The organism is Magnetofaba australis IT-1 (genome assembly GCF_002109495.1).
GTDB lineage: Bacteria > Pseudomonadota > Magnetococcia > Magnetococcales > Magnetococcaceae > Magnetofaba > Magnetofaba australis.
The window spans coordinates 261,232-278,466 of record NZ_LVJN01000015.1 but is presented as its reverse complement, the minus strand read 5'-3'; the positions used below and the strand labels follow the sequence as shown (position 1 = coordinate 278,466).

General features: G+C 58.7%; 16 protein-coding genes. 10 read left to right on the top strand and 6 right to left on the bottom strand.

Annotation, left to right across the window (positions count from 1 at the left end; all coding sequences use genetic code 11):
• Window positions 1-35: 35 nt before the first annotated feature.
• Window positions 36-809 (top strand): hypothetical protein, encoded by a 774-nt coding sequence (locus tag MAIT1_RS03495; RefSeq protein ID WP_085440773.1) that lies wholly within the window; start codon window positions 36-38, stop codon window positions 807-809.
• Window positions 810-813: 4 nt separating this feature from the next.
• On the opposite strand, the gene MAIT1_RS03490 is transcribed toward MAIT1_RS03495, so the two are convergent.
• On the bottom strand, window positions 814-1,329 hold the full coding sequence (locus MAIT1_RS03490) for a tRNA (cytidine(34)-2'-O)-methyltransferase (RefSeq protein ID WP_338038473.1): 516 nt from the start codon (window positions 1,327-1,329) through the stop codon (window positions 814-816).
• A 258-nt stretch (window positions 1,330-1,587) separates the two neighbouring features.
• Between MAIT1_RS03490 and petA the strand changes: the two genes are divergently transcribed.
• The 6 genes from petA to MAIT1_RS03460 all read left to right on the top strand — a co-directional run bounded on the left by petA (window position 1,588) and on the right by MAIT1_RS03460 (window position 7,023).
• Window positions 1,588-2,118, top strand: a complete 531-nt coding sequence (gene petA, locus MAIT1_RS03485) for a ubiquinol-cytochrome c reductase iron-sulfur subunit (protein WP_085440771.1) — start codon at window positions 1,588-1,590, stop codon at window positions 2,116-2,118.
• A gap of 39 nt (window positions 2,119-2,157) precedes the next feature.
• Window positions 2,158-3,363, top strand: coding sequence for a cytochrome b (locus tag MAIT1_RS03480; protein WP_241893405.1), 1,206 nt, complete (start codon window positions 2,158-2,160; stop codon window positions 3,361-3,363).
• A 19-nt stretch (window positions 3,364-3,382) separates the two neighbouring features.
• Window positions 3,383-4,225, top strand: coding sequence for a cytochrome c1 (locus tag MAIT1_RS03475; protein ID WP_085440769.1), 843 nt, complete (start codon window positions 3,383-3,385; stop codon window positions 4,223-4,225).
• Between the two features lie 697 nt (window positions 4,226-4,922).
• Window positions 4,923-5,360 carry a hypothetical protein gene (locus MAIT1_RS03470; RefSeq protein WP_085440767.1) on the top strand — a complete coding sequence of 146 codons (438 nt, stop codon included), beginning with the start codon at window positions 4,923-4,925 and terminating at the stop codon, window positions 5,358-5,360.
• Window positions 5,353-5,916 (top strand): hypothetical protein, encoded by a 564-nt coding sequence (locus MAIT1_RS03465; RefSeq protein WP_085440765.1) that lies wholly within the window; start codon window positions 5,353-5,355, stop codon window positions 5,914-5,916. The genes MAIT1_RS03470 and MAIT1_RS03465 overlap by 8 nt, the downstream gene beginning before the upstream one ends.
• A gap of 129 nt (window positions 5,917-6,045) precedes the next feature.
• A complete protein-coding gene (locus MAIT1_RS03460; RefSeq protein ID WP_085440763.1) occupies window positions 6,046-7,023 on the top strand; it encodes an IS481 family transposase in 978 nt (325 codons plus the stop codon).
• A 422-nt stretch (window positions 7,024-7,445) separates the two neighbouring features.
• On the opposite strand, the gene MAIT1_RS03455 is transcribed toward MAIT1_RS03460, so the two are convergent.
• Complete coding sequence (locus tag MAIT1_RS03455; RefSeq protein WP_085440761.1) at window positions 7,446-8,210, bottom strand: carbonic anhydrase family protein; 765 nt, start codon at window positions 8,208-8,210, stop codon at window positions 7,446-7,448.
• A gap of 143 nt (window positions 8,211-8,353) precedes the next feature.
• Window positions 8,354-9,964: a fumarate hydratase gene (locus MAIT1_RS03450; RefSeq protein ID WP_085440759.1), complete on the bottom strand. Its 1,611-nt coding sequence runs from the start codon at window positions 9,962-9,964 to the stop codon at window positions 8,354-8,356.
• A 273-nt stretch (window positions 9,965-10,237) separates the two neighbouring features.
• Between MAIT1_RS03450 and MAIT1_RS03445 the strand changes: the two genes are divergently transcribed.
• A complete protein-coding gene (locus MAIT1_RS03445) occupies window positions 10,238-10,900 on the top strand; it encodes a methyltransferase family protein (RefSeq protein ID WP_085440757.1) in 663 nt (220 codons plus the stop codon).
• A 158-nt stretch (window positions 10,901-11,058) separates the two neighbouring features.
• Here MAIT1_RS03445 and MAIT1_RS03440 read toward each other — a convergent pair whose 3' ends face one another.
• Window positions 11,059-11,541 (bottom strand): transposase, encoded by a 483-nt coding sequence (locus tag MAIT1_RS03440; RefSeq protein WP_085440289.1) that lies wholly within the window; start codon window positions 11,539-11,541, stop codon window positions 11,059-11,061.
• Between the two features lie 572 nt (window positions 11,542-12,113).
• Here MAIT1_RS03440 and MAIT1_RS03430 point away from each other — a divergent pair.
• Window positions 12,114-12,590, top strand: coding sequence for an ImmA/IrrE family metallo-endopeptidase (locus MAIT1_RS03430; RefSeq protein WP_241893413.1), 477 nt, complete (start codon window positions 12,114-12,116; stop codon window positions 12,588-12,590).
• A 14-nt stretch (window positions 12,591-12,604) separates the two neighbouring features.
• Window positions 12,605-13,876, top strand: a complete 1,272-nt coding sequence (locus tag MAIT1_RS03425) for a hypothetical protein (protein WP_143814631.1) — start codon at window positions 12,605-12,607, stop codon at window positions 13,874-13,876.
• Window positions 13,877-13,959: 83 nt separating this feature from the next.
• Here the strand turns inward: MAIT1_RS03425 and MAIT1_RS03420 are convergent, their stop codons facing one another.
• Together MAIT1_RS03420 and MAIT1_RS03415 are read right to left on the bottom strand one after the other, a co-directional pair.
• Entirely contained in the window at window positions 13,960-16,074 is a 2,115-nt protein-coding gene (locus MAIT1_RS03420) for an FIST N-terminal domain-containing protein (RefSeq protein ID WP_085440752.1), read from the bottom strand.
• 84 nt (window positions 16,075-16,158) lie between these two features.
• The gene (locus MAIT1_RS03415) at window positions 16,159-17,040 is read right to left on the bottom strand and encodes a Dyp-type peroxidase (RefSeq protein WP_085440750.1); all 882 of its coding nucleotides are present in this window, start codon (window positions 17,038-17,040) and stop codon (window positions 16,159-16,161) included.
• Window positions 17,041-17,235: the final 195 nt, after the last annotated feature.

Here is a 17,235-nt window from a genome sequence, read left to right as displayed (position 1 = left end):
CCCGGACGCGGCAAACAGAAACTGGAGTCACCGTCATGATTCGTCCTCTCGCCCTGGCCGCCGCCTTCGCTGTCGGCCTCGCCCTGCCCCACAGCGCCGACGCCATCACCGTCAACGCCGTGGCCATCACCATCACCCCGCGCATCGCCTACCCGGCGGTCAAAAGCTATGACGAGCAGAATGGCGCGCGCGTCCACAAAAAGAGCAAACGCGCTCTCGCCGGCGGCGTGGATATCGCCCTACAACCCAAATCCTGGGGCCGCCATGGGGTGGTGATGTCGGCCCTCTACGAGCGCGTCACGCGCCCGGAGAGCAGCAGCTTCGGCGTCACCGGCTTTGATGGCGACGCCACCCGCAAACGCATCGATCTGGCCCTGCAGGGCCGCTCACGGCTGGACGCCACCGGCGCGGTGCATCTGCTGTACGGGGTGCGCTATCTGCGCCTGGACAACAAGAACGACCTGGATGGGGTCAATCTACAAGCACGCCAGGGCGCCGTGTTGGGCCAACTGGGGGCGCAGGTGAATGCGCCCATCACCGCCGACAAGAGGGATCTGGCGCTGGCCGGGGTATCGCTGGCGCTGGGTCGCACCCATGAGAACGAACTGGAGGTCAACGGCGTCACCGAGGATCGCGGCAACGCCGACGTGCGCGTCATTGAGGGCCATCTGGGCTATCGCCACACATTCAACAACGACCGCTATCTGGAAGTGCGCTACAACGCCCGCATGACCACCTTTGAGAACGACAATCTCAACCTCACCGAGGAGGAGGTGGCCCACGGTCCCGAACTGGCGGTGGGCTTCTAAGAACCTATTCCAACCCTGGATACCCCAGCGTCGCCAGCGCCCCATACAGGACGATGGCGACGCTGTTGGCCAGGTTCAAGCTGCGCGCCTGGGCCGTCATGGGGATGCGCGCCACCTGCGGCGCCTGAGCCAGAATCTCGGCGGGCAAACCACTGCCCTCCGCGCCGAACAGAAACAGATCTCCCTGCGCAATGGTCAGTTGATCCAGCCGCTGTGCGCCGCGCGTGCTCACCGGAATAATGCGTCCCTGGCCCGCCTCGGATGCGCAAAACGCATCCCAGTCGGCATAGCGAAAAACCTGCGCCCAATGCCGATAATCCATCCCCGCACGCTTGAGCGACGCCTCATCCAGACGAAAGCCCAACGGCCCGATCAAGTGCAATTCACACCCAGTGGCTGCGCACAAGCGCATGATGTTGCCCGTATTGGGCGGAATCTCCGGGCGCAGCAGCGCCACTTTCAACACCCCGTTGCCGGGTGGACCACCGACCAATCGCGCTCCGTCAGACCCCTCTTGCATGCCGCTGCTCCCCACGCCCCGAAGCCGCCGTCCGTTCCCAAATGAGGCTTGACGAGGCGGCTTTCATGTGCGATGTTACGCTGATTTTATTAAATTATTAGTATGTGCTGATACGCTGCAAAGTTCAACCAAGAGACTGAACGCGCAGCAAAAATGGGAGGCATCACCCATAGGTTGGGGAGCCGCCTTACAAGTCGTCCCACAGGCCGCCATGTCGGCGACCGCGACTCCTCGACACTTTCGGAGGCAAGAGAACCGATGGTTAACGAGCATGCTGAAGAGAACCGCCGGGATTTCCTGATCACCGCCACCAGCGCCGTAGGCGTGGTGGGCGTGGGTCTGGCCGCCTGGCCCTTCATCGACTCCTGGAGCCCCGCCGCCAACGTGCTGGCGGCCGCCACCACTGAGGTGGACGTTAGCTCCATCGCCGAAGGCCAAATGATCACCGTCCCCTGGCAGGGTAAGCCGGTGTTCATTCTGCATCGCAACGCCGAGCAGATCGCCCTGGCTAAAGAGTCTGACAAGGCCGATCTGCCCGACCCGCAGAACGACGCCGACCGCGTCAAACAGGACGAGTGGTTGGTGGTGCTGGCCATCTGCACCCACCTGGGCTGTGTGCCGCAGCCGGTGGGCACCAGTGACTTCGGCGGCTTCCTGTGCCCCTGCCACGGTTCCCACTACGACACTTCCGGTCGCATTCGTAAGGGCCCGGCTCCCCGCAACCTCGAGGTGCCCTACTACGAATTCAAAGACGACAGCACTCTGGTAATCGGCAAGGCTGTGGCCTAAGCCGCGGGCCAGCCATACAAGAAATAAGGAGGTTGACCCGTGTTTAAATCCATTATGGGGTGGGTGGACGATCGTCTGCCGGTAACCGAGGTGATGCGCTCCCAGGCGCTGGAATACCCGACGCCCAAAAACCTGAACTACTGGTGGAACTTCGGTTCGCTGGCGTTGACGATGCTGATCATTCAGTTGCTGACCGGCATCTTCCTGGCCATGCACTACAAGCCCGACGCCATGCTGGCGTTCGACTCCGTCGAGCACATCATGCGCGACGTGAACTGGGGCTGGCTGCTGCGCTACATGCACGCCAACGGCGCCACGTTCTTCTTCATCACCGTCTACGTCCACATCCTGCGCGGCATGTACTTCGGTTCGCACCGCAGCCCGCGTGAGATTCTGTGGTGGTTCGGCGTGATCATCTTCTTCCTGCTCATGGCCACCGCCTTCATGGGCTACGTGCTGCCTTGGGGCCAGATGTCCTTCTGGGGAGCGGCGGTGATCACCAACCTCATCGGCGCGATTCCCGTCATCGGCGATCCGCTGCTGGTGTGGGTGTGGGGCGGCTTCACCGTCGGCGATCCGACCCTGAACCGCTTCTTCTCGCTGCACTTCCTGCTGCCCTTCGTCATCGTTGGCGTGGTTGGCTTGCACGTGTGGGCGCTGCATGCGGTGCACTCCAACAACCCGGACGGCATCGACCTGGAAGAGAAAGACACCATTCCGTTCCATCCTTACTTCACCATCAAGGACCTGTACGGCATGGGCGTGCTGCTGATCATCTTCTGCAGCTTCCTGTTCTTCTCGCCCAACTTCTTCCTGGAGCCCGATAACTACATCGAGGCCAACCCCATGAAGACGCCTCCGCACATTGTGCCGGAGTGGTACTTCCTGCCCTTCTACGCCATCCTGCGCTCCATCGACTTCCTGGGCTCCATGTCCAAGTTGGCTGGCGTGGTGGCCATGGGCGGCGCGATCGCCATCCTCTTTGTGCTTCCCTGGTTGGACCGTTCGCCGGTGCGTTCGTTCCGTTACCGTCCGCTGTCGGCTGGTCTGTTCTGGATCTTCCTGATCGACTGCTTCGTGCTGGGCTGGGTCGGCTACAATCCGGCCAACGCCGTGGTGATGGGTCTGCCCATCGTGGTCATTGGCCGCACCGCCACCGCCATCTACTTCAGCTACTTCTTCCTGCTGTGGTTTGTGACGGCGTTCAATATTGAAAAACCCAAACCCGTGCCCCAGAGCCTGTAATAGACGGAGGATTCGCATCATGAAACTGAAAAAAGCGATTGCCCTGTCGGCTCTGATGGTCGGTATGGGTTTTGGCGCCCCGCAATGGGCCGCCGCCAGCGAAGGGGTTGCCCTTCCTGAAATGGAGTGGGGCCACAAAGGCGCCTTTGGTCGCTTCGACGTTGCGCAGATCAAGCGCGGCGCGCAGGTGGCCACCGAGGTGTGCTTGGGCTGCCACAGCATCAAGTACATCAAGTTCGACCATCTGCGTTCCGTGGGCCTCTCCGAGGCTGACGTCAACGCGCTGGCCGAAACTGCGGGTAAGAACAAAAAGGACTTCATGATCACCGAATTGGCGCCGGAAGACGCCAAAGAGTCCTACGGCACCGTGCCGCCCGACCTGTCGTTGATGACCAAGGCGCGCAAGGGCTATGAGAACTATGTCTACGGCATCCTCACCGGTTATCTGAACGAAGAGGAAGCGGCTAAGGTGGAAGAAGCCAACGAAGATGGCGAAATCACCGACGCTGAAGCCGAAGAGCTGGCTCACGTGCTGCACATGAGCGCTCATGGCGCTGAAGGCAAAGAGAAGATTCGCCAAGCGGTGGCGCGCATCGCCAACGGCGACAACTTCAGCAAATACTTCCCCGGCAACTTCTTCGCCATGCCGCAGCCGCTGATGGCGGACGCGGTGGAGTATGCTGACGGCACCGAGGCGACTCTGCCGCAGCTGTCTGAAGACGTCACGGCGTTCTTGGCCTGGGCTTCCGAGCCCAAGCAGACTGAGCGTAAGGAAGCTGGCGTGAAGGTGGTTCTCTACTTGGTGGTGCTGACTGCCATGCTGTATGCGGTCAAGCGCCGCATCTGGGCGCGCATTCACTGATCTGACGACCCCTCTCCGAGGATCAGGCGCGACAAAGCCCCCGGGAATTTCCCCCGGGGGCTTTTCTTTTGTGGGGTAGTGACAGGCACAGAGTAAAGGTGTGTGCGGGAAAGAGTGCGGGCTCGCGTTATCTAATTGGCCGCCGACTGGTCGGCGGCGGGGCCTGGGGGCCGCTGCCCCCAGCGGGTGTGGGCAGCGCCCACGGTTTGTCTTTGGCAGTGGCTTTGGCCGTTTCCCCATTGAACAGAGGCGGCTCCAGTAGGAAGCTGGAGAAGAAGCACGAAGCCACGAGCTTGCAAGGAGGCTGTTGGGGAAACGGCGGTGAGCAGGCCCGCAGGGCCGTCGTCCGCAGGACGGCGAACTGCAGTAGAGGCTGGAGCCTGGGAACGCCGAAAAGTGTGTGCGCGCGGGGTTTAATTCAGTGACCGCCCCCGTAATTCCCGTCCCAGCGGCGCGTAGCCAGCCAAGAGGGACTTCTCGCTCAGACACTACTCGACAGGTGTTTCTGCGCAAACTCAAGGCCGATGGCCCAGCGGTCTATCTGGAACTCTCTGCCGTGGCTCTGGGCTGCGCTCTGCGCAGTCATAATAAAAATATACAAAAGTAATTGTTGGCCAGGTTTGTCCCTTGGATTGGTTCACAAGTGTGAACTACTCTGGACCAAATTCCGTCAATATGATATTATATAGATATTATAATGGCGACAAAGAAGCCGCGTCCCAAGCCAAAACTGAACGCGCGGGACTATGAGTTTATAAAGCGAGGTCAATGGCTCAAAGCGTCTGTGAGCGTCACCAATCGGCTTGGCGCGACGCTTGTGTTCATGGTGGGGCTCTATTTCATTGCCATGGCGGTGATGGACAAGCTAATCGATGCGCAGATGATTCCATCATTTAATGGCGCGGTCCAGGTGCAGCAGATGACGGTGGGCGTCAGCCCCGGCTGGGTTTTTGCAGGCGTGTTGGCAGGAGTGCTGGGGTTGCTGTTTGGCTTGCGCTATCGTCAGGAGCTGCAAACCTGCATCCGGGAAAAGAGTCGACATATTACAGAGCTAGAGGCGATACAGGATCCTGACCGCTCCAGTAGCGGGCTCACGGAAATTGGAACCACACCGCCCGGAGGTTTCGATGTTTGATGCGATTGCGATGGTTTTGTGTGGCGCTTTTCTGCTACTCATGCTGTTTAAATACCTGCCGGAGTTGATCACCGACGTCTCCCGTCAACAACTGTTCGATATCCGCAATGCGCTGTTTTTGAGTTGCGCGCGCGGCGAGTTCGTGCCGCTGGGCCATCCGCTGCATCAGCAGTTGCGCCGCGTGGCCAACGGCATGATCCGCATGAGTAGCACCCGCGCTCTGTTTGTACCACTGCTGTTTATCGCCTTCAACTGGCGTATGCTGCGCGGCATCGGGCGTGAGGAGTCGGAAAGGGAGTCCGAAATCATGGCGGGGCTCACAGATGAGCAGAGGACGCAGGCCGAGCGGGTGCGCACCGATCTGCTGCGCGTATTCATCCTGCCCCATGTGCTGTTTACCCCCACAGGCCTGATTCTGCTGTTGTTGGGGATCGTGTTTGGCCTGCTGCTGAAGCTGTTGGGGCTGAGCATGTACGTAAAGCGCATCGCCTCGCGGGTGGCGGATGCAGTGGCGGGTGTCGCTTCGGACGCCGCCACTCTCAAGCGTCCTGCCTAACGCCGCAGGGCTTAATGCGCCTAGCTGTAAAATCCCGGATGATTCCATAAACGTGTTGAGCTATCCTCTATTCCAGGCCAGAGCCTATTTGGTCCAACTGGCCAGAGGAAGCGCAACAGGAGGAATCTGATGGAAATCCGTCTGCACGCCAACGCCACCACGACGCCGAAGATCCGCAAACAGATTCAGGAGTCTACCCTGCCCAATAGCCATCTGGCGGCACAGTTTGGCGTTACTGTGGACACCATTCGACGCTGGAAGGGACGTAACGATACCCAAGACCATTCCCATACGCCACATCATCTGCCCACGACGTTGACGCCTGAGCAGGAAATTGTGGCGGTGGAGTTGCGCCGGACGTTCCTTTTGCCCCTGGACGACCTACTGATTGTGATGCGCGAGTTCGTCAATTCCGATGTCAGCCGCTCCGGTCTGGACCGCTGTCTACGTCGCCACAAGGTCTCCCGTCTACGCGATCTGATCCCTCAACCGGAAGGCGAAAAGAAGCCGGTCAAAACCTTCAAGGACTACGAGCCTGGCTATATTCACGTCGACTACAAATACCTGCCTCAAATGCCTGATGAATCCTCACGGCGCTATCTGTTCGTGGCCATCGACCGCGCCAGCCGCTGGGTCTATCTGGAGTTGTGCCCGGACAAGTCCGCCAAGACCGCGACTGGATTCCTCAAACGCCTGACGGCCAAAGTTCCTTTTAAGATCGTCAAGTTGCTGTCCGACAACGACAAATGCTTCACGGATCGCTTCAGCGCCGAGGGCGAGCGCCAGCCTACTGGCAAGCATCTGTTTGATGTGGAATGCGCGCGCCATGGTATCGAACACCGGCTCATCAAACCGCGTACGCCTCAGACCAACGGCATGGTCAAACGTTTCAATGGCCGCATTGCCGATATCCTGACCACCACACGCTTTGATTCACGCCAAGATCTGGCTGCAACACTGACTCGATATGCGTGGCTCTACAATCAGCAGATCCCGCAAAAAGCCTTGAATCACAAAACGCCAGTCGCCACTCTGAAAGCTTGGCAATTAACTCATCCGCACTTATTCCATAAACAGGTCAGGAATCATCCGGGACCCAACACCTAGCTCAAAATCTCCAAAAAGCGTTTTTTGGCTGCGATGAGCTGTTTGGGAAAATCGTCGCGCGCGGCCTGCAGGGGGAACTCCAGGGGCGGTCACTTAACCAAACTATTCCCCGCAAACACTTCTTCACTTTCCCTGGCGTGGAGTTTTAGAGCAGTTCGCCGTCCTGCGGACGACGGCCCTTCGGGCCTGCTCACCTGCCGTTTCCCCGACGGCCTCCTTGCTGGCTCGACGTACCGCGCTATTTATCCAACTTCCTACTGGCTCGCGCTTTGTTCAATGGGGAAACGGCAAAAGACACTGCCACGGCCACACCGTGGGGCGCCGCCCCACACCCCGCTGGGGGCAGCGGCCCCCAGCCCCCGCCGCCGACCAGTCGGCGGCCAATTTGTCCTTGCCTGCCTGCCCGCCCGCCCCTTGCCGGATTACGGGTTCATATTCGGCGTGATGAGCATACGCTGCCCCAACGGCTGCACCGGACGCGCATTGTTGCCCATGAGCATCTGAAATTGCGCCAACTGCCCCGCCTCCAGAGTCATCGGCTGCTGCGCAATGAGCCACTGCACCCCCTCAGCACACGGCGGTACAGTGTCGGAGCCATTATATCGGAACATCTGCGGCTCAAAGGGAATGAGCGTGCGAATGTTGTGGGGCAGCGGCATGCGCTTTTCCGAAGCAAAGGTATCAGGCAAATGCGGAGCCAAACGCGCCAGCGGCAAACTCTCACTACCGACGATATAGAATACCGATAGAACCACCCGGCGTTGGTGCAGATCCTCATGGAAAAACTGCATCTCCAACGGGAAACGTTCCCCGTTGTAAGTGTGTTCACTGGGAGTGTGGAAACGGATGAACTTGAGCGGATAGCTCTCATGGCCCAGGAAGATGCGACCGCCATTGGCCGGGACCAGCTCCAGCGCGTGATTGGCGCGGCGCAAAGTCAACGGTGCGGTGCGGTAGTCCAACCCCACCAGCACACGACCGATATCCGTCGCCCCGGCCAAGTCCACCGGGCTCTGCGCCAGACCATCCCGGCACAAGGCGTAATCGGGATTCAACTCCGCCCAGTTGGCCGGGCGCTGCTCCCCCTCATAGCTCCAATCCGGTTTGGCCCACGCCACGCACGTCAGACCCATTGCCGCCAACGCCATCAGCGCGGCGCTCCCCCGTTTGACCTGCTTCCGCATCATTCCGCCCTATGTCAGTGTAGAATTCCCCCACTGCGATAATGACCGGGGCAACGAAATAATTCCAGCGTGAAATCATAAAAAAATCCCCATATTTACATGGGGATTTTTTTATTCTTGGGAATCTCTTGGCGAGTTGCGGCGGACTATTTGGCGAAGAAGTCGTTGCCCTTGTCATCGACGATGATAAAGGCGGGGAAGTTCTCCACCTCGATGCGATAGACCGCCTCCATGCCCAGCTCGGGGTAGTCGATCACCTCCACCTTGCGGATGCTCTCCTGGGCCAGTTGCGCCGCCGCGCCGCCGATGGAGCCCAGATAGAAGCCGCCATGCTGTTTGCAGGCGTCGGTGACCTGCTGACTGCGGTTGCCTTTGGCCAGCATCACCATGGAGCCGCCCTCGGCCTGGAAGGCGTTCACATAGCTGTCCATGCGCCCGGCGGTGGTGGGGCCGAAGGAGCCCGAGGGCATGCCGGCTGGGGTCTTGGCCGGACCGGCGTAGTAGACCGGATGGTCCTTGAAGTATTGCGGCATCCCCTCGCCTGCGTTGAGGCGCTCCTGAATCTTGGCGTGGGCGATGTCCCGCGCCACCACCAGCGGGCCGGAGAGCATCACGCGGGTCTTGATGGGCAGTTTAGAGAGCGCCGCACGGATCTCGCTCATGGGCTGGTTGAGGTCTACATTGACCACCTCCCCGCCCAACTCCTGGCCATGGGCGGATTCCGGCAGGAACTTGGCCGGATCGGTCTCCAGCCGCTCCAGCCACACCCCGTTGCGATCGATTTTGGCCTTGATCTGACGGTCCGCCGAGCAGGAGACGGCGATGGCCACCGGACACGAAGCGCCGTGGCGCGGCAGACGGATAACGCGCACGTCGTGGGCGAAGTACTTGCCGCCGAACTGGGCGCCCAAACCGGTCTCCTGACAGATTTTGAGGACTTCGGCCTCCCACTCGGGACAGCGCACGCCGCGCCCGTCGCCATCGGATTCGCTGGGCAGATTATCCAGATAGCGCGCCGAGGCCAGTTTGGCGGTCTTCAGGCACATCTCCGGCGAGGTGCCGCCCACGGCGATGGCCAGGTGGTAGGGCGGACAAGCGGCGGTGCCCAGGGTGGGAACCTGCTCGCGCACGAACTTGAGGAAGGCGTCCTTGTTCAGCAGCGCCTTGGTCTGCTGATAGAGGAAGGTCTTGTTGGCCGAGCCGCCGCCCTTGAGGATGAAGAGGAACTTATAGGCGTCGCCATCCACCGCCTCCACATCCACCTGGGCAGGCAGGTTGGAGCCGGTGTTCTTCTCGTCGAACAGGTTCAGCGGGGCCACCTGGGAGTAGCGCAGGTTGGTCTCGGAGTAGGTTTTGAAGATCCCTTTGGAGAGCGCGGCCTGATCACCGCCGCCGGTCCACACGCGCTGGCCTTTTTTCGCCACCACGGTGGCGGTGCCGGTGTCCTGGCAGCTGGGCAGCACGCGCCCGGCGGAGATGCAGGCGTTCTTGAGCAGCTCCAGAGCCACATAGCGATCATTGTCCGACGCTTCCGGGTCGTCCAGAATATTGCGCAGTTGTTGCAGGTGGCTGGGGCGGAACAGGTGCGAGCAGTCGCCCACCGCCTCGGCGGCCAGTTGGGTGAGGACCTCGGGGTCGATCTTGAGCATGTCGCCGCCTTCGAAGGGAACGACGCTCACCCCCTCCTGTCCAAGGCTGCGGTATTCGGTCTCATCGGCGCCGGGGTTGAGCACCTCTACGTAGCGGAATTCGGACATGACAGGCTCCTGCAAGCATCAAGCAATAAACTGGCGATAAGCGACGGCCACGCACGAATCTGAAGACGATGCGCCGATGCCGCCAACTAACCGAGGTCCAGGAGGGCGTCCCTCCTGGCGGGTCGAGGGCAGCGCCCTCGCGGGCGCCGGGCAGAGCCCGGCTGGGTCCAGGGCAACGCCCTGGCGGGGTCTGGGGCGGAGCCCCAGTCTCTTTAAGCTTCCCCCAACGCTTATTCATCAAACGATTATAGAGACTATAATGAAGGCGCATTCATGACGCAAATCCCGCTGACTTCCGTGTTGATCTACGCCGGGCTATGGCTGGCCTTCGCCGGACTGCATTCGCTAATGGCCTCGCGCCGCTTCAAACAGCGCTGGACGGCGCTATTGGGGGGATTGGGCTGGGCCGAACGGCTGATCTACAACGGCGTGTCGGCCATCGCCATCGCCGGGGTGCTGGCCTATGGCCATTGGGCGTTGGGTTCGCCGCGCCTGTTCGACCCCCAGGGGGCGGCGCGCTGGCTCATGTGGAGCGTGAGCGGAGCGGGATTCGTGCTGATGCTCTTGGCGCTGCGCAGTTACGACCTGCCGCTGTTCGCCGGACTCAAGCAGTGGCGTTTGCATCGCACCGGCGAGCCCATCCGCATCGAGCCGCTGCATCTGGGCGGGCTGCATCGTTATGTGCGCCACCCCATCTACACGGCGGGCTTGATGATTCTATGGGCGCGCCCCATGGATGCGGCGACGCTGTGGACCAACCTGTTCGCCACCGCCTATCTGCTGGCGGGCAGCCGCTTTGAGGAGAGGCGCCTGATCGACCTCTACGGCGCCGCCTACGCCGAGTACCGCCGCCATGCCCCGGGACTGATCCCGTGGCGCGGCCGCGCCCTGAATGACGCCGACGCCGAGCGCCTGCAAACCACATGCGATAGATAACAATGACTTAAATTAATATAGATTGACATCTCACCGACTATCATTATTCTCGCATATTCATTAATATTCAAAGGCCGTAGGGGAGACTCATCTCATGCAAGACGACGTTCAATATCAGGACGACGTTCCGCATCAGCACATAGAACTGGTTGCAAGTTTCAGTGCTGACAAAAGTCTCGGATATTGATCAATGTGTAGGCCATCAGTTTGAAGCCCAGGTGTCGCCATTGGATATGCTCGAAACGGATCAGCAAGCGTTTGAATTTGTCCTCCCAGGCGAAGGTTCGCTCTACTCGCTGGCGTAAGGCGTAGGTCGCCTCATCGAAATGACGCTTTCGTCCACGTTTTGGATTCTTGCGAGCGCGTTTGACCGGCTTAATGTTAGGTTTCATGCGTCGATTGAAGATGGCGCGGCGGTTAGCCTTGGAGTCGAACCCTGGATCCAAGTTTAGCACAGAGCCAATCAAGGACAGGCCAAGTGTCTGACAAATCAGGGCAAGCCACTCGAGACTATCTTTGAGGAGCGTGGTGTCGTGCTGGTTGACTGGCGCGACCGAGAACGGAGCGAGGATGTAGCCGTTGCTTTCACAGATGGCGACGACTTTCTCCCCGCGTTGGTGTTTATGGCCCGAATAGCCGATGCCATCGCCCCCTTTTTGGCTACGGTGTTGGAGCCATCGCCATGAAGCACCGAGAGATCCAGTTTTTTGTGTTCATCCAAGTGTTTGACTGAGGCAATGAAGGCATTGGCCAATGAGGCGTCATCGGCCCAACGAGCAAACAGTTTATAGATCCCTGTGTAATGGATCCCAGGCTTGCCAGAAGGCTCCTTGGGGATGGGAAGCTCCTTCCACTGCATGCCGGTGTAGAGCACCTTGAGAATCAGGTTGAACGCTTGATGGTAGCCGATCTTGCACTTGGGACCACGTTTGGGCAGAGACAGGTGGGGTAAGATGAATTCAGTAAATTCCTGCTCCGTCAGTTGAACAGGTATCTGTTTGTATTGCTGAGTATTATTCGATTTGTCCGCCATCCTTGGCCTCCTTGATTGAGCACCGCTTCCCAATCAAGGATTCGTAATTTCACTCAGTAATGCAATGGCTTATAAAATCCTCAAACTTGCAACCAGTTCATAATCCAGCAACAGGACGATGATCCGTATCAGGGCGGCATTATCGAGCCAGATCCTTGCTACATGAGAAAAGCGGAGGTGATGCAATTTGCCGAACATGTGGCTCAAGAATTAAACTACACCCCTGGCTCTGACCTATTCCCCCTTGTTCAGCGACTAGGTGGCGAGATTGAATATCTTGGATTTGATGCATTGGAACATACCCAGGACGGTTCAATTGACATAAGAAATCATAACGATTTTACTATATATTTATCGCAATTTACGGGGAAATCCCGTGATAGATTCACAATTGCCCATGAGCTTGGCCATCTTTTTTTGCATTACTGGCTGCAAGAGCATAACGGTCAACACATGCAAGCTGCTCGCGTTGGGACTGGGCGTGTAGAGTGGGAAGCCAACTGGTTTGCCGCAGGGCTCCTGATGCCCCATGATGCTGTCACTGAACATTTTAGAAAACATAGCGATATTTCATTACTGGCGGATGATTTCGGCGTCTCCTTTGACGCGGCAAGAATACGAATTGAGACACTGAAAAACCAAGACGATATTCTATAAAGGTGTGGCACACCATGCCAACCGAAAAGGCAATTTACACACCAGACTCATCCCTTAAATTATTTCTAAGTATTGACCTCGCAGGATCAACTTCTCTAAAACAAGCTATAGGTCAATCACACAATAGACATGAAGATAAAGAGCTTATATATGATACTCATAGCTGGAGACATGCTCTTCTCTCTTTCTACACATCATTCCCCCATCTTTTCAAAATTGAGTGGAACCGGTATTCAGAAAAAATGAACCAACTTGGAATCGACCCTGGAGACTCTCCAAAGTTCTGGAAAGGCTTGGGCGATGAACTAATCTACTACAAAACAATCACCGACAGCAGGCAAACACTCTGGTGCATCAACTCCTGGATAAAAGCTGTCAAACGCTTTAGGAAAGAGATCAAGGAAAACTACGCATTACTTGATGTCAAGGCAACCGCCTGGACAGCAGGATTTCCAATTGTCAACACTGAGGTTGTACTACCTATTTCAGCACAGGATCTTTCACAAGGGAATCACAAGCAACATGATTCTTTAGATGACTTGGTAGCGGACCACACAAAATTGTTATCTCAATTCTACTTAAAAGCAGAAGACAACACAAAAGCCCTGTCTTTGGATTTTTTTGGTCCAAGCTTCGACACTGGTTTCCGACTTGGAAAGCTGTCATCACCTGACAAAATGCCTATTTCTGTAGAACTCGCCTACATTCTCTCTTGCGTCATACAGTTTATAGAAAAAGACAGAAGATTTACTGATGAAAACAACTGGAGAGGAAATGATATCTATGAAGACGAACACAGGGCAATAAATTACCAAGGGAAAGAAGAGTTGAAGGGAGTATTGGGTGGGTTACCATACCCTATTTTTTATTTGGATACTTTTGATACTGATGATTTAGCCGTTCGCTCTGAAAGAGAAATTGAGGCAAAAAGCGCGCACACATGGAAGCCGAAAGATTATAAAAATATTGAGGACTTCTGCAAACACTTCATCAATAAAATCAACAATGAAAAAGTTATGGTTGTTCCCTATATCGAATCTTCAACAGAACGAACAATTGAATCAGAAAGAACTGAAAAGCACAAAATGTATACACTTGCACTACAAAAATACCTCACTCAACTACAAGAAAAAGATGCAGAGCAGGAGGAAAGCCTTCAACAGAAAGACCAAAAGCCAGATAGCGAAAACTCTCAGCACCTGAAACAGAGCCTCGAAAAAGCAATACGCGACTTTGACAGTCTTGTGAAAATATTAGACACCCATAGTGGCAAGCACAATAAATAATATCTTAGAGACCATAATAAACTAAATTAAAATCAGTGCTTTACTAGAACCTCCCTCAAAATAGACCGGCATTCTCCTTCACTCTACATTTTAAAACCAATCACCGAGACGTCGTCGCGGCGGGTATTGGGTCCCTGCCAGGCGGCAAGCGCCTCCTGCAAACGAACCTTCTGCTGCGCCATGGGCAGATCCGCTATATCGAGCAACAACTGGGTAAACCGTTTTTTGCCGAATGAGCGGTTTTTTTCACCGCCGATCTGGTCGATCAACCCATCGCTGGTCAGATACAAGGCGCTGCCTTCGGCGACGGAGAGTTCATGGGCGGTGAAGGCTTGATCGTAGGGAATGCCCCGATAGCCGATGCCCCGTTTGTCCCCTTTGATCTCCTTGACCTCGCCGCCGCTGAGGATAAACACCGGAAAGCGCGCGCCGCTGAAGATGATGCGGCGGCTGCTCGGCTGCAGATAGAGCATGCCCAGCTCCATGCCGTCATCGGACTCCCCCTGCGCCAGATCCTGCTTGAGCACCCGCTGCACAATGCGGTGCATGTCCGCCATCAGGCGCTGGGTCTGGCCCGGCGCCACCTCCTTGATGGCGCGATCCAGCGCGCCGTTGGTGATGAGGGTCATGAAGGCGCCGGGGATGCCGTGACCGGTGCAGTCTCCCAGCACCATCAGGTGGCCGTCGCCCCAGGGGCGATGCCAGTAGATGTCGCCGCCCACCAGATCGCGCGGCTCCCACAGAATCAGATGGTCGGCGAAGGTCTGATGGAAGAAGGCCGGATCCGGCAGAATGGCGCGCTGAATGCGGCTGGCGTAGCGGATGCTCTCCAGAATGATGCGGTTGGTCTCCTCCAACTCGCCGATCACGTTCTGATGCAGCGCATCGGTCTGATCCTTGAGCTGCTCCAGCAGCAGCCGGTGGCGCTCCGAGCGCGCCAGCTTGCTCTCCAGAATCGCCACGCGACGGGCCAGCGGCTCCTCCTCTTCGGGCGCCTGCGCAGGCGCGACGTCGCTCTGCGCAACGGCCGACTCGGCATCGGCGCAACTGAGCAGCACGGTGACGAAACTCTCATTGTGAAAGCGCGAGGACTCGGTGTCATCGGCCCCCAAAGGACCGATTTCGCCATAGCCGTAGAAGCCGGTGAAGGGGATCTCCGGCAGCTCCTGACGGATGGCGCTCTCCTCTTCGGCCACGCGGGAGCCCAGCAGGAATTTGCGCCCGGAGCAGGAGAAGAACAGCCCCGCATCGATGCGCGCCCCCGCTGGCAGATTGGCGCGCGCGGCTTGAATGGAGGCGCGGCTGCCGTCGAGGATGTCATCGCGGTCGGCGACGGTCAGTTGCACCTGCGTGCCGGTGGGTATGTCGCCCAAATAGGCCACGCCGCCATCCTCGTCCACGCTTCCCGGCGGCGCGCTCAGCCCCACCACCTGACCGCTCGCATCCAGCAGCGCCAGCGGACGGTCGCCGGTGGGCTGGGCGTGTTTGCCCAAAAAGCGGCGGTAGTAGGCGATGGCCGGCTGGTGGTCGATCTCGTGCACCAGGTTGGCGGTAGCGCGGGTGACCACCCCTGGTTGGCCGATGGGCTTCCAGCCGCTGGCCACGCCGCAGGAGACGGTCAGCGGTCCGCTGAGCAGCAGCACCGGCGCGCTGTTGCTCAGCGCCTGCGTGCGGTGGAACTGCTGGGTGCCGGTAAATTGCCAGTAGTCGCCAGCGGTGCCGCCCACCACCGGAATCTCGCCGCCCATCAGCTGTTTGAGATTCTCCAGCACCCCGTGGGCGCTGGTGGTGAGGCTCTCCGGGGTGACGATGCAGAGTTTGACCTCGCCATCGGCGGCAAAGCCCGCCTCATCCAGCGCCTGCTGGCAGGCCGCCTGGGGGTTGGCGCTGAGGTCGCGCCCCACCCCGCTGGCGAAGCGCACCTGGTCGGAGACAAACAGGGTCAGCGTCACCGAATCCTCGGCGAACCCCTTGCGGGAGCTCAATTCGCCATCGGTGGTGCAGCCGATCAGCGGCAGTCCCGGCCACTGCGCCTCCAGCCCCGCCAGCAGGGTGGGAAAATCCAGCTTCAGCGCGGAGAACAGCAGCGCCGCCCCCGGCGCGCGGCCGCCCAGTTGACTCTGGCACTGCGCCAGCAGATCGCTCAGCGCATCTTGGGTATCAATCCGCTCACTATGGGCGACGATCACCTGAAACATCGGCTTGCTTCCTTATACGCTGTCAATCCGCTTATACGGACGAATCCCATCAAGATTCAAATCAACGCGGCTCCTGCGGCGTCATCACAAACCCAGAGCGGAAAGATCCAGCCCCGAACCTTTGCGCGGCGGGCACCAGTAGAACGCCCCGGTGAGGGGGCGGGTGAAGCGGAACAGGGCGTCGGCAACGCCATCCTCCAGCCCCAGCATACGGCGCAAAATCGCTTCATAGGCGTCGAAGGAGCGGCCAAAGGCGACGAACATCAGCCCGGCGTCCATGCCATCGGTCCAGGGCATGGAACGGCGCAGAATAAACGCCTCAGGGGTGAAGCTCTCCTGGGCGGTGCGCTTGACGTGGGCCGACTCCGGCGCTTCATCAAACTCCTCATTATCGGCCAGACGTCGCCCGATCATATTGTCCTGCTCATCCTGGGGGTGGCTCTTGAACAGCCGCAGATCGTGCTTCCACTGCTGCACCGCGACAAAGCTGGAGCCGTCCAAACCGGCCCCGGCGCCGCTGACGATGGCCGCCGCCTGCGCCTTCTCCCCTTCGGGATTCTCCGTGCCGTCTTCGTAGCCGGTCAAATCCTGACTGTCGCCATGCTGAAACCCATCCACCACCGCCGTGGGCGTCAGACCATGGCCTAGCTGCGCCACGATGGCGTTGCTCTGATGCACCAACTCGCCGCGATCCTCCCCCTGCAACCAAACCCACACGTCGCCGCCGGTGGCGGGGATCGACCCAGCCGGGCCAGTCAGCGCGGGAAACGGCCGCAAACCGGGGATCTCCTTGCCCAAACGCTGGATGAATCCGGCCCCCAGCCCCAGCACCACCGTCTCCGGCAGCTCCATTTTGGCGATGCGCGCCAGCACATCCTGCGGCGCCAGGCGCGGCGGCAGGTCGACTGTCACATAGCGGCTGTGGGCGGGAACGGGGGCGAGAATGCTCGGTTGCGGAGTACTCATTTGCATGATCCCTTCAGAAACTGCTTTTGAAGATAAAAGATACTGGGGCTTTGCCCCAGACCCCACGAGGGCTCCGCCCTCGACCCGCACGGGCTCTGCCCGTGACCCGCCAGGAGGCCAGCCTCCTGGACCTCTTGGACCACACGCCTCGACGCGTCCCTATACGTTCAGAGCAACGGACTCACGCTCTGCGCG

Excerpts from the sequence above, each read along its gene's own strand:
- MAIT1_RS03430 (WP_241893413.1), top strand. The coding sequence starts at position 12,114 with ATGCAATTTGCCGAACATGTGGCTCAAGAATTAAACTACACCCCTGGC.
- MAIT1_RS03465 (WP_085440765.1), top strand. The coding sequence starts at position 5,353 with ATGTTTGATGCGATTGCGATGGTTTTGTGTGGCGCTTTTCTGCTACTC.
- MAIT1_RS03475 (WP_085440769.1), top strand. The coding sequence starts at position 3,383 with ATGAAACTGAAAAAAGCGATTGCCCTGTCGGCTCTGATGGTCGGTATG.
- MAIT1_RS03490 (WP_338038473.1), bottom strand. The coding sequence starts at position 1,329 with ATGCAAGAGGGGTCTGACGGAGCGCGATTGGTCGGTGGTCCACCCGGC.
- MAIT1_RS03455 (WP_085440761.1), bottom strand. The coding sequence starts at position 8,210 with ATGATGCGGAAGCAGGTCAAACGGGGGAGCGCCGCGCTGATGGCGTTG.
- MAIT1_RS03415 (WP_085440750.1), bottom strand. The coding sequence starts at position 17,040 with ATGAGTACTCCGCAACCGAGCATTCTCGCCCCCGTTCCCGCCCACAGC.
- MAIT1_RS03470 (WP_085440767.1), top strand. The coding sequence starts at position 4,923 with ATGGCGACAAAGAAGCCGCGTCCCAAGCCAAAACTGAACGCGCGGGAC.
- petA (WP_085440771.1), top strand. The coding sequence starts at position 1,588 with ATGGTTAACGAGCATGCTGAAGAGAACCGCCGGGATTTCCTGATCACC.
- MAIT1_RS03445 (WP_085440757.1), top strand. The coding sequence starts at position 10,238 with ATGACGCAAATCCCGCTGACTTCCGTGTTGATCTACGCCGGGCTATGG.
- MAIT1_RS03420 (WP_085440752.1), bottom strand. The coding sequence starts at position 16,074 with ATGTTTCAGGTGATCGTCGCCCATAGTGAGCGGATTGATACCCAAGAT.
- MAIT1_RS03495 (WP_085440773.1), top strand. The coding sequence starts at position 36 with ATGATTCGTCCTCTCGCCCTGGCCGCCGCCTTCGCTGTCGGCCTCGCC.
- MAIT1_RS03460 (WP_085440763.1), top strand. The coding sequence starts at position 6,046 with ATGGAAATCCGTCTGCACGCCAACGCCACCACGACGCCGAAGATCCGC.
- MAIT1_RS03425 (WP_143814631.1), top strand. The coding sequence starts at position 12,605 with ATGCCAACCGAAAAGGCAATTTACACACCAGACTCATCCCTTAAATTA.
- MAIT1_RS03450 (WP_085440759.1), bottom strand. The coding sequence starts at position 9,964 with ATGTCCGAATTCCGCTACGTAGAGGTGCTCAACCCCGGCGCCGATGAG.